This is a genomic window from Idiomarina sp. MD25a, from assembly GCF_001870515.1.
In the GTDB taxonomy this organism is placed as follows: domain Bacteria; phylum Pseudomonadota; class Gammaproteobacteria; order Enterobacterales; family Alteromonadaceae; genus Idiomarina.
Genome location: NZ_MDGT01000003.1, coordinates 23,972 through 35,983 on the forward strand (window position 1 = coordinate 23,972; position 12,012 = coordinate 35,983).

At 45.2% G+C, this 12,012-nt stretch carries 11 protein-coding genes; 4 read left to right on the plus strand and 7 right to left on the minus strand.

Going from position 1 to position 12,012, the window contains the following annotated elements; all coding sequences use genetic code 11:
• Positions 1–108 precede the first annotated feature (108 nt).
• Both BFR57_RS04215 and BFR57_RS04220 read left to right on the plus strand, forming a co-directional pair.
• Positions 109–495, plus strand: a complete 387-nt coding sequence (locus BFR57_RS04215) for a DUF4168 domain-containing protein (protein ID WP_071462809.1) — start codon at positions 109–111, stop codon at positions 493–495.
• Between the two features lie 114 nt (positions 496–609).
• Entirely contained in the window at positions 610–2,256 is a 1,647-nt protein-coding gene (locus BFR57_RS04220) for an acetolactate synthase large subunit (RefSeq protein ID WP_071462810.1), read from the plus strand.
• On the opposite strand, the gene BFR57_RS04225 is transcribed toward BFR57_RS04220, so the two are convergent.
• Together BFR57_RS04225 and BFR57_RS04230 are read right to left on the minus strand one after the other, a co-directional pair.
• Positions 2,253–2,828: a glutathione S-transferase family protein gene (locus tag BFR57_RS04225; RefSeq protein WP_071462811.1), complete on the minus strand. Its 576-nt coding sequence runs from the start codon at positions 2,826–2,828 to the stop codon at positions 2,253–2,255. The genes BFR57_RS04220 and BFR57_RS04225 overlap by 4 nt on opposite strands.
• 14 nt (positions 2,829–2,842) lie before the next feature.
• Positions 2,843–3,727 carry a cation diffusion facilitator family transporter gene (locus BFR57_RS04230; RefSeq protein WP_071462812.1) on the minus strand — a complete coding sequence of 295 codons (885 nt, stop codon included), beginning with the start codon at positions 3,725–3,727 and terminating at the stop codon, positions 2,843–2,845.
• 189 nt (positions 3,728–3,916) lie between these two features.
• Here BFR57_RS04230 and BFR57_RS04235 point away from each other — a divergent pair, with 189 nt between their 5' ends.
• Positions 3,917–4,234, plus strand: a complete 318-nt coding sequence (locus tag BFR57_RS04235) for a hypothetical protein (protein ID WP_071462813.1) — start codon at positions 3,917–3,919, stop codon at positions 4,232–4,234.
• A 345-nt stretch (positions 4,235–4,579) separates the two neighbouring features.
• Positions 4,580–4,987 (plus strand): hypothetical protein, encoded by a 408-nt coding sequence (locus BFR57_RS12790; protein ID WP_143441043.1) that lies wholly within the window; start codon positions 4,580–4,582, stop codon positions 4,985–4,987.
• Between the two features lie 964 nt (positions 4,988–5,951).
• Here the strand turns inward: BFR57_RS12790 and glmS are convergent.
• The 5 genes from glmS to atpG all read right to left on the minus strand — a co-directional run bounded on the left by glmS (position 5,952) and on the right by atpG (position 11,994).
• Entirely contained in the window at positions 5,952–7,784 is a 1,833-nt protein-coding gene (gene glmS / locus BFR57_RS04245) for a glutamine--fructose-6-phosphate transaminase (isomerizing) (RefSeq protein WP_071462815.1), read from the minus strand.
• A gap of 2 nt (positions 7,785–7,786) precedes the next feature.
• Positions 7,787–9,154, minus strand: a complete 1,368-nt coding sequence (glmU, locus tag BFR57_RS04250; protein ID WP_071462816.1) for a bifunctional UDP-N-acetylglucosamine diphosphorylase/glucosamine-1-phosphate N-acetyltransferase GlmU — start codon at positions 9,152–9,154, stop codon at positions 7,787–7,789.
• Positions 9,155–9,266: 112 nt separating this feature from the next.
• A complete protein-coding gene (locus BFR57_RS04255; protein ID WP_071462817.1) occupies positions 9,267–9,683 on the minus strand; it encodes a F0F1 ATP synthase subunit epsilon in 417 nt (138 codons plus the stop codon).
• Positions 9,684–9,700: 17 nt separating this feature from the next.
• Complete coding sequence (gene atpD, locus BFR57_RS04260; protein ID WP_071462818.1) at positions 9,701–11,086, minus strand: F0F1 ATP synthase subunit beta; 1,386 nt, start codon at positions 11,084–11,086, stop codon at positions 9,701–9,703.
• Positions 11,087–11,127: 41 nt separating this feature from the next.
• Positions 11,128–11,994 (minus strand): F0F1 ATP synthase subunit gamma, encoded by an 867-nt coding sequence (gene atpG / locus BFR57_RS04265; protein WP_071462819.1) that lies wholly within the window; start codon positions 11,992–11,994, stop codon positions 11,128–11,130.
• Positions 11,995–12,012 lie beyond the last annotated feature (18 nt).

The following is a 12,012-nucleotide window of genomic DNA, read 5'->3' on the forward strand; positions in this document are numbered from 1 at the left end:
TATCATTTTCGATATTTATTTTTCCTTTATATTTCATGGTGTTATAAATTTGGCATGATCTTCGCTTAAGTAATATCGACACGTTTTTTCGAACAACAGGAGTTCATCATGAAAAAGACAATGATTGCATTAGCATCAGCAATGACTTTAGCCACGACTGCTGCAGCAGCGCAAACTCAAGATAACGCAATGCAGAATCAGATGGCTCAACAGCAAGCTCAACAAAAAATCACTGAAGGTATGTTAGTGAAATTTGTTGCAGCAATGGAAGACGTACAAAAAGTGACGACAAAATATCGTGACAAGTTCCAAAATGCTGAAAATCAAGAGCAAGCGCGTAGCATCCAGCAAGAAGCACAAAAAGAAATGATCGCAGCTGTGGAAGATTCAGGTCTGACGCCACAGCAGTACAACATGATCATTCAGCGTGCACAAAGCGATGAAGAGCTGCGTACACGTCTTCAAGATATGACATCAGGTGAAGGCAACTCGTAATTGAGGCGCAAAACTTAGTTAAAAGGGCGGTCTTAGTACCGCCCTTTTTTGATCATAATCGCCTGTCATAACGTAGCACCTTAGTATTCATGTGAATTTAAAAGGAGTGTCTAAGTGAAAGCGGCGGACCTCATGGTAAAAGCTCTCGAGAATGAGGGTGTAGAATATGTGTTTGGAATCCCAGGAGAGGAGAATCTCGATCTGCTCGAGTCTCTCTCAAATTCATCCATCGAACTCGTATTAACTCGTCACGAACAGGCGGCAGGTTTTATGGCGGCAACCTACGGAAGGTTGACAGGAAAACCCGGCGTCTGCTTGTCTACTCTTGGACCCGGTGCAACCAACTTAGTCACTTCAGTTGCTTATGCCCAACTGGGTGCAATGCCGATGGTAGTCATCACGGGACAAAAACCGATTAAAGACCGCCCGCAAGGTCAATTCCAGATCATTGATGTTATCGATATGATGACGCCAATCACTAAGTACACTCAACCAATTATTAGTGCTAAGACGATACCTTCGCACGTGCGAGAGGCTTTCCGTCGTGCCGAAGATGAACGGCCAGGTGCAGCGCACCTTGAGCTATCAGACGATATTGCCGCTGAAGAGGTTGATGCAACCCCAATTACACCGAGTTACTCGCGTCGTCCGATTACTGAGCATAAGTCTGTCGATTACGTATTAAAACTGTTGAAGGAGGCCAAGCACCCGTTGATTGTGATCGGTGCTGCTGCCAACCGTAAAATTACCGCGAAGATGCTCCGTGCGTTCGTCGATAAGACAGGTATTCCGTTTATCACAACGCAAATGGGTAAAGGCGTCATTAATGAAGATCATCCACGTTGGTTGGGCAATGCCGCGGTATCCGACGGCGACTATCCACATCGTGCCATAGAACAAGCTGACTTGATCCTCAACGTCGGTCACGACGTCGTTGAGAAACCGCCATTTATGATGAAACCTGATCAACGCAAGGTGGTTCATATCAACTTCCAGGGTGCCCAAGTCGATTCTGTTTATTTCCCACATGCCAGTATGATTGGCGATATTGGTAATAGCATTTGGCAGCTTAAAGAAGGTATCGAGCCGCAGTCTCATTGGGATTTTGAGTTCATGCTTAAAGTACGCGAGCATATGCGTGATCATACCGATGAAGGTGCACATGATGAGGCTTTCCCTATGTTACCTCAGCGCCTAGTAGAAGAAGTGAGAGAAGTCATGCCAGACGACGGTATCATTGCGTTGGACAATGGTATCTACAAAATCTGGTTCGCTCGCAATTATCCAGCGCGCCAGCCAAATACAGTCTTGCTCGATAACGCGTTGGCATCGATGGGTGCAGGTTTACCTTCCGCGATGGCCGCTAAATTGGTTCACCCAAATCGCAAGGTGGTTTCTATCTGCGGCGACGGTGGCTTTATGATGAATTCGCAAGAAATCGAAACCGCTGTCCGTATGAACCTCGACTTGGTTGTGCTTATTCTAAACGATAGTGCTTACGGGATGATCAAGTGGAAACAAGAGCACATGGGCTTGCATGACTTTGGTTTAGACTTTAAAAATCCTGATTTTATAAAATATGCAGAAGCTTACGGTGCCAAAGGCTATCGATTAGCTGCAACGGAAGAACTGCAGCCACTGATGCGTGACTGCATGGAGCAGGGTGGTGTACATATCATTGATGTTCCGGTTGATTACTCGCGTAATGTTGAGCTGCTCAACGAGGAAATCCCTAAACGTGCGAAAGCAATCCAAGCCTAATCTTTTAGGCTTGGATGCGTATCTGCAAAAATAGGGTAGTCGTTAATTTTGTCTAGAAATGCCTGTAGCTTGGGGAATTCATTTAACGAAATCAGTGAACGAAAGAGCCCCCAGCTCAGGAAACAACCTAAGCGCAGCTCACCATCGCTGAACGGATGCGGCCCCTCATAAGCAACAGCATGGTCGCGACTTTCCATTAAAGCGAGAATTTCATGCACGCGCTCATGCTGACGCTTCATGTAACCATTGTTTTCCGGCGTGACACCTTCCTTGCTCAACAAGAATAAATTGATGGTGGCGTCCATCGCTGTATTCACCAAACAATACTGGTCAAAATCAGTGGTATCCGCGAAAAAACGCTCACCGTTCTTTTCGCGCACATATTTTAATATGCTCGAAGAATCAAAAAAACGCAGGTCATTGTGGTGTAAAAAAGGTACCTTTTTAGCAGGACTCAACTTTGCACTCATATCGTGATCAGTCTCGGTAAGCGAATACGCTAAGCCCGTTTCTTTAAACGCAATACGACAGTGCCGTACATACGGTGAAGTATAACTACCAAACAGTTCCATAAACCGCTCTCCTATTAATGGTCTCGACAAGGCTCGTCGGGATACTCAAGTTCAATTGTAGTATGCGCCAAATTAAAGCCTTGTAGCGCATCGGAAATATTAAGTTTGAGCTTTCCTCGTTGCTCCGCAGTCAGCTCGCGCGCAACCACAATATGCGCGGTTAATACATGACGCTCGCCATCAAGCGACCAAAAGTGAATATGATGAGCATCTTGCACATCATCTAGTTTTATCAGTTTTTCTTGAATGGCGATATAGGCTTCTTCGCTAGGCGCTGCTTGCACAAATAGCTTCACTGTAGATGCCAGAGTACGAATAACATTAAGTAAGATAAATAAGGTAAAGCCGATAGACAATAAAGGATCAAGAATAGGCCAGTCGACAAAATACAGTACGACTGAGACTATCAATACTGCGACCCAGCCCAGTACATCTTCGATCAAGTGCCAGTTTAATACACGTTCATTAAGTGTTTCGCCTGCGCTTAGTTTAAACGCCGCATACCCATTAACGGCAACGCCAAACACAGCCAAACCAATCATGCCCTCAACAACCGGCATCACGGGGTCAAGTAACCTAGGAATAGCGGTATAAAGCACCCAAACAGAGCCGGCAATTAAAATAACCGCATTAATAAATGCCCCAACCAATGAGAGCCGCTGATACCCATACGTGAAGGTGCGAGATGGGTCTCGCTTACTGAATTTGTTGAGTAACCAAGCTAGACCAATAGATAAGCTATCACCTAAGTCATGCACCGCATCCGCAAGGATAGCCGTACTGTTCGTCAAGACTCCACCGATAAACTCAATAATAGTGAAACCCAAATTGAGAAAAAATGCCCAACCAATCCTATTCGAAGACATATCGTGATGGTGATGATGGTGATCGTGACTCATAAACTCCACTTCTTGATTCAGTGACACGGACAACAGAGTGTATGTTGACTTAGCAACTACTATGACACGATAAAATGTATATGCGAAGCATATCGCGATTTCAGTCGCACTGATTTCGTCCTTTTGGGCTGACAAAACAGCATTACTACCGTAATGTAATAACAATGTTAAAAAAAATGAGAAAATACAGTGCGCAAACTTCTTATACTCGGATTGCTTTTAGCGAGCTTGAACACCCTTGGTAAAACGCTTGAAACACCGACTTATCTTATCCAATGCCAAGATTGCACGACCGATCAGCTACGTGACTGGTTCTTTAACACTATCGTTCTTAATACAAATGAAAGTCCCGAAAAAGAACATCAAAATATCTATTCACAGTACCGCATCATCGTACATCGACCTGAGTCTTCTAGATACGATGCGTTTAAAGTAATCGCACCCGTAACACGCTTAATGCAAGGCGATATTAAACCGGAAACCTTTAATTTTTCAGAGACCTCTTAAACGAACAGTGAAACCTATCTCGCGAAGCAGCTGTTTGCCTATGCAAAGCAAGTCGATAAACAATTAGGTCATATCAGTGACCAATTAAGTCGTTCGTTTAAAGCTGCGGATGACTTCCAGCAATGGCTCAATTCAAACAGCACGCAAGCTAATAACCACGTCTGCACAAACGACCCTCAATATCTCGGATTAACGTCTTTCTTTTCGGTTGACGCACGTAAACAGTTACAACAACAAGCGATCCAACTGTTTAGCAAAACCGACTTCAACAGCGAACCAGCGACGATAAAGGTAGCCAACCAGTCTCGCTTTATTAAGGGCACTCTCAACCAATCGTCTATTTACTTGGTTAAGCGAAAGGCGCTTCATAAGTCGACAATATCGTTAAACTTTGCCAATCCAGAGGACCCACAAAACTCTGCGAAAGCGACTTTTCTCCTGACATTAGAGGGCGATACCCTGACTATTAACCCTATTGCGTCGTTAACACGACTAGGCAACAAGAACCTGAGTCTTTTCGAGGACTTTGGCGGAGAAGTGTCACCATGTGCTGTTGCGGCAATGAATAACTATCAAACACCTCAAACAATTAGACAAACACAGAAAGAGCCTACACTTGTAGCTAATGTTAATCCCGATAATCCACATTTATGCGCATACATCTATGGCGCGCAAGGCGATACTCGTAGAATGATTTTAGGCGCAACCTGTAGCTTGATGTCGAATGGAGCTGATACCGTTGATAGCCGCTAGCTATAGAATTCCGAAAGGCTTCTATCTTTCGTCTGACGACGACAAATTGTTCAATTTACCAGAGGCTACATTATGCCCTTAATACTAGTCCACGTTGCAATCATAGCTCTCATCACACTACTCTGTATAAAAATGAAAGTGTGGGTACCTATGCTTATCACGTTAATTCTATCCTTTACTTATTTTTATTGGATAATCAGTAACAGCCAACCGGACGGTCTTTCAAACATAGTTTTCTTTATTTGGCCTCCTCTTTATACAATATTATGCGGCGGATTTTGGTTTCTCTTTAATAAAATGCGGTTAGCGTTATAAAAGGTTATCAGTGGGAAAATTCGGGGTTTTATATCAAGCCTAATGACTATCGTTTTAATCTAATTAAAAAATTGAAGTAGGTTGTGCAAGTGATTAAATTTAAGTTCAATCATTTTTGGTTTGTTTTTCTTTTGTTGTTTTTTTTAAGTAGCCTCTATTTTTTTTGGCCAGACAAAGATCTAGTCATCAATTTTTATGAGACGGGCGACGGCACTCAGTTTGAAGCAAAAGTGACCATTGGCATGACACTTATGATTTTTGCAGTTTTTATTTATATGCCATTTCGAATGATTACTGAACCATTTTTTCGTATTGGTTAGAAAATAATAGTCTTTTCATAAAAAAGTTTGGAAAAACTAAAGAGGTTCCACTTAGTAAAATGGTTTATGTGCTTCGGAAACCATTATGGACAAGGTTTTTTGGCGCACCATATATGCTATTTTACTATAATGACAAGCGTTACAGAATACCGTCAGGATTTTACCTTTCTGAAAAAGATTATGAGTATTTAAAAACAGAAGTAGATATAACGGAACAGGGTAACTTAGAGGTGAAAGTTTAGTGTCATCCAGCAAAAAAAGGACATCTAATGTTACTCAAAAGATACATTTTATGTCCTTATTAGCCGTTGTTTAAAACGCAGTGACGGTTATTCAACCGTCACTGACTTCGCAAGGTTTCTTGGTTGGTCTACATCGGTGCCTTTAATGATGGCCACGTAGTACGACAACAACTGCAGAGGAATGGTGTACACGATAGGCGCAATAACTTCATCGCAGTGACAGACATTTAATACGTTCATCGTGTCATCACTGGTAAAGCGTGCGTTTTTATCAGAGAACACATACATAATGCCGCCACGGGCGCGCACTTCTTCAACGTTTGATTTAAGCTTCTCGAGCAGCTCGTTGTTAGGTGCAACGACAATAACCGGCATTTCTTCGTCGATTAACGCTAATGGACCATGCTTAAGCTCGCCAGCTGCGTATGCTTCCGCGTGAATATACGAGATCTCCTTGAGCTTTAATGCACCTTCCATCGCAATTGGATATTGGTTGCCACGACCAAGGAAAAGGCTGTGGTCTTTGCTCGCAAAATCGGGTGCAAGTGCTTCAATTTCAGCATCGAGTTCAACCGCTTCTTCGAGTTTAGCTGGCAACGTTTGTAACGCTTTTACGATGGCGGCCTGCTGTTGCTCATTCATGCCGCGATACTTACCAATGGCAACCGTCAACATCAATAACCCAGTAAGCTGAGTAGTAAATGCCTTGGTCGATGCCACACCAATTTCTGCACCAGCGCGCGTCATAAAGGCAAGGTCTGATTCGCGCACCATGGACGACGTTGCCACGTTACAAATCGTCAGACTGCCTCGATAGCCCATTTCTTTTGAAAGACGAAGCGCGGCCAATGTGTCGGCAGTTTCGCCACTTTGCGAGATGGTCACAAGTAAGCTATTAGGGCGTACAAACGATTGGCGGTATCTGAACTCCGAGGCGATCTCTACATTACATGAGATGTTCGCCATCGATTCGAGCCAGTATTTTGCCACCATCCCTGCATGATAACTGGTACCACAGGCGATGATTTGTACGTGTTCAATGGTTTTAAACAAATCAGCTGCGCCTTCGCCAAACGCATCGTCAAGTACCGTAGTCTCGGATAATCGGCCCTCGAGTGCGTTACGAACGGCAATAGGCTGTTCATGAATTTCTTTTAACATGAAATGTCGATACTGACCTTTACCACCTGCGTCGTAATTGACATCAGAATCGACCACTTCGCGCTCAACCGACTCATCAGCGCTATCGTAAATTTTGATATCGGTGCGATTAATATCCGCTACGTCACCTTCCTCGAGATAAATGAACTTGCGGGTAACTGGTAATAGCGCCAATTGATCAGACGCCACAAAGTTTTCACCGATACCAACACCGATAACAAGCGGACTACCTGAACGCGCAACAACTAATCGTTCAGGATCTTTTGTATCCATTACCACAGTGCCATAAGCACCCTCAAGCTGCCTTACAGCGGCTTTCAGTGCATCGAGTAGGTCATTGTGAGTCTTGCGTTCATGGTGGATAAGGTGAGCAATTACTTCTGTGTCAGTCTGGCTTACAAACTCGTAACCCAACGCTTGCAGTTGCTCGCGCAAAGTCTCATGGTTTTCGATGATGCCATTATGCACCACTGCAATTTCGTGTTCTGACAGGTGAGGGTGAGCATTGCGTTCAGTCACGCCACCATGGGTCGCCCAACGCGTATGTGCAATTCCAATGGTTCCATCCACTGGTGTCTCTTCAATCGCATCCGCTAACGCTTGCACTTTACCTGTGCGTTTTATGGTTTGTAAGTGCTGAGACTTATCGATAACAGCGATACCCGCTGAATCATAACCACGATACTCAAGCCGCTTCAGGCCCTCTAATAAAATTCCGCTTACACGTCGTTCCGACGTCGCTCCTACAATACCGCACATAATTACTGTTCCTTCTTTTGAGGTCGTTGCCAGCCCTCAATATTTCGCTGTTTTCCACGAGCGACCGCCAATTCTTTATCACCTACATCCCGTGTAATCACCGAGCCAGCGCCTACCGTTGCTTCCTTGCTAATCGTTACCGGTGCCACTAATGAACTGTTTGAGCCGATAAACGCGCCATCGCCAATGATGGTTTTAGACTTATTAACACCATCATAGTTGCAGGTGATAGTGCCGGCGCCAATGTTTGCATGACGTCCGACCTCAGTATCACCCAAATAAGTTAGGTGGCCGGCTTTTGAGCCTTCACCTAAACGTGATTTTTTCATTTCAACAAAGTTACCCACTTGTGCGCCATTCTCAAGGATAGCGCCGGGTCGCAAGCGCGCGAAAGGACCCACTTGGCAGCCTGCTTTTATTTGCGCGTCTTCAATATGACTGTTGGCTTTGATACGCGTGCCTTTGCCAATTCGACTATTTCTGATGACCGTATTAGGTTCGATGACAACGCCGTCTTCAAGTTCAACATCACCCTCAAGCACCACGTTGACATCAATAATGACATCGCTTCCGACTTTAATCGTTCCACGACAATCAAATCGATTCGGATCCATCAATGTGACGCCTTCGGTCATCAGTCGCTCAGCCATACGCCGTTGATATGCGCGCTCGAGTGATGCGAGCTGAACGCGATTATTTGCACCTTCAACTTCAGTAGTTGCGCTTGGATGCGTCGATGCAATGTTAACACCTTCCTCTGCCGCCATTGCCACGATATCGGTTAGGTAGTATTCACCTTGCGCATTGTCATTAGATAACGCGCCGAGCCAACGCTTGAGCGCATCGCCTGAAGCAACCATAATCCCAGTATTGACCTCGTTGACACGCAGTTGTTCGGGGTTAGCGTCTTTCTGTTCAACGATGCCCGTTACATGACCCATGTCGTTCCGAATTATACGACCATAACCAGTGGGATCATCGAGCTTCATTGTTAACAAACCCAAATCGGTTTGTTGACTTGCTTCAAGCAATTTGCTGAGTGTTTCTGGCATCAGCAACGGCACATCACCATAGAGAATAGCCACTTTCTCGTCGGCCTGAAGGTCACCCATGACTTGTTGTACGGCATGACCGGTGCCCAGTTGCTCCTTTTGTTCATTCCAGAGCAATGATGCATCGTTGATCGCTTCTTTTAGCAACTCACCGCCATGCCCATAAACTAAATTAATCGCATGGGGATTAAGTGCTTTGGCGCAATCAATAACATGTTGCACCATGGGTTTGTGAGCAACCGTATGTAACACTTTTGGAAGGTTCGAACGCATCCGTGTTCCTTTACCTGCTGCCAAAATGATTACGCGAAGCTTCATAAGCAATGCATCCTTACTGTTATTCTTTTGTTGAAATTCGCCCATATTCTACATACAAAAAAGGCCTTGTTGTACCAACAACAAGGCCTTTTAAAAGCTTTTTTGCTAATTTTTAACGTCTAAGCTTACGAATAACCTCAAGCTGCGCCATCGCGCGTGATAATTCTGCAATCGCCTCAGCATACGTCATGTCTGAACCTGAATCCGCAATCGCCTCTTCAGCACGCTTGCGTGCCGCTTCCGCTTCTTGCTCGTCCAATTCATCACCACGTACGGCAACGTCAGCAAGTACAATCACCTGACCTGGCTGCACTTCAAGAACACCACCGGCAACATACAGCAGTTCTTCTTGACCTTCCTCACTCACGAATCGAACCATACCTGGCTTGATTTTGGTCAGTAAAGGCGCGTGACCTGGGTAAATACCCAACTCACCTTCGCTACCCGACACCTGGACCGTTTGCACAACGCCGGTAAATAACCGACGTTCTGCACTCACGATTTCCAGATTTAACGTTTGTGTCGCCATTTAAACCTCCCAGTTGGTTACAGGTTTTTGGCTTTTTCAATCGCTTCTTCGATGGTACCTACCATGTAGAAAGCTTGCTCTGGAAGATCATCGTACTCACCTTCAAGGATACCCTTGAAGCCAGCGATTGTATCTTTGAGCGATACATACTTACCAGGCGCACCTGTAAATACTTCAGCTACGAAGAACGGCTGAGACAAGAAACGCTGGATCTTACGTGCACGAGCAACGGTACGTTTATCTTCTTCAGATAACTCATCCATACCCAAGATGGCGATGATGTCTTTCAACTCTTTATAACGTTGAAGTACTTCTTGCACACCCATCGCAGTATCATAGTGCTCATCACCGATAACCAGCGGATCAAGCTGACGCGAGGTTGAATCCAATGGATCAACCGCAGGGTAGATACCCAATGACGCGATATCACGGTTAAGTACAACAGTTGCGTCCAAGTGAGCAAAGGTTGTTGCTGGTGATGGATCCGTCAAGTCATCCGCAGGTACGTAAACGGCTTGAACCGAGGTAATTGAACCTGTTTTAGTTGACGTGATACGTTCCTGAAGTACACCCATCTCCTCAGCCAATGTAGGCTGGTAACCTACTGCTGATGGCATACGACCCAACAATGCAGATACTTCAGTACCCGCTAGGGTGTAACGATAGATGTTATCGACGAAGAACAATACATCGCGACCTTCGTCACGGAATTTCTCCGCGATGGTCAAACCGGTCAATGCAACACGTAAACGGTTGCCCGGTGGCTCGTTCATCTGACCATATACCAATGATACTTTGTCGAGAACGTTTGAATCGTTCATCTCGTGATAGAAGTCATTACCCTCACGAGTACGCTCACCAACACCAGCGAATACTGAGTAACCGCTGTGCTCGATAGCGATGTTACGGATAAGCTCCATCATGTTTACGGTTTTACCAACACCCGCACCACCGAACAAGCCAACTTTACCACCTTTCGCGAAAGGACAGATCAAGTCGATAACTTTGATACCTGTCTCAAGCAAATCGCTAGTATTTGACTGCTCTTCGTACGTAGGTGCTGCACGGTGAATAGACATACGCTCTTCTTCACCGATAGGGCCCGCTTCATCGATAGGCTGACCTAATACGTTCATAATACGGCCCAGGGTTTTCTTACCCACTGGAACCATGATCGGCTCACCGGTGTTTTCAGCGATGATGCCGCGACGCAAACCGTCGGTAGTACCCATTGCGATGGCACGAACAATACCACCACCTAGTTGCTGCTGAACTTCTAGCACTAGGCCTTCAAGGTTACCTTCGGTCACTTTCAATGCGTCGTATACTTTTGGCACTGCGTCTTGTGGAAACTCAAAGTCCACAACGGCGCCGATAATCTGTACGACTTTACCTTGACTCATGACTATTCCTCTAACTCTTCAATTCTTTTACCGTTGCCGCGTTATACCGCTTCGGCGCCGGAGACGATTTCCGAAATTTCTTGCGTAATCGCTGCCTGACGAGCTTTGTTGTACTGCAGCTGAAGCTTATCAATAAGGTCTTCAGCATTGTCAGTTGCAGCTTTCATCGCAATCATACGAGCAGCTTGCTCACTGGCGAAGTTATCTACAACACCCTGATACACCTGGGTCTCAACATATCGACGAATAAGCGTGTCGAGAATGCTTTCAGGGTTTGGCTCGTACAAGTAGTCCCAGCTACCCGTTTGGACATTTTCGTCCTTTTCCGCTTGCGGCAATGGCAGCAATTGGTGAATGGTCGGCTCTTGTGTCATGGTGTTAACAAATTTGTTGTACACCACGTACAAGCGGTCGATTTTGCCTTCTTCGAAAGCGTCCAACATAATTTGGACAGAACCCGTAATTTCTTTGAGTTCTGGCTTGTCACCTAAACCCGATACTTGGGCTTGCAACTTACCACCAAAACGTTTGAAAAAGCCGGTTGCTTTGCTTCCGATAGCTGCAAAATCAGCCTCAACGCCTTGCTCTTTCCACTCGTTTGCGTGTTTTACGACAGCTTTAAACTCGTTAGAGTTAAGGCCACCACATAAACCACGATCCGTAGAAATCACAATGTAGCCCACACGCTTCACTTCACGTTCTTCCATAAATGGATGACGGTACTCAATGTTTCCGCGTGCGACATGACCAATCACTTTGCGAATGGTGTCGGCATATGGACGGCTTTCGTCCATACGTTCCTGCGCCTTTTTCATTTTTGACGCAGCCACCATCTCCATAGCGCTAGTGATCTTCTGAGTATTACCGATACTCGAGATCTGTGTCTTTATCTCTTTACCGCTGGCCATGATGATTCTCCTTTAACT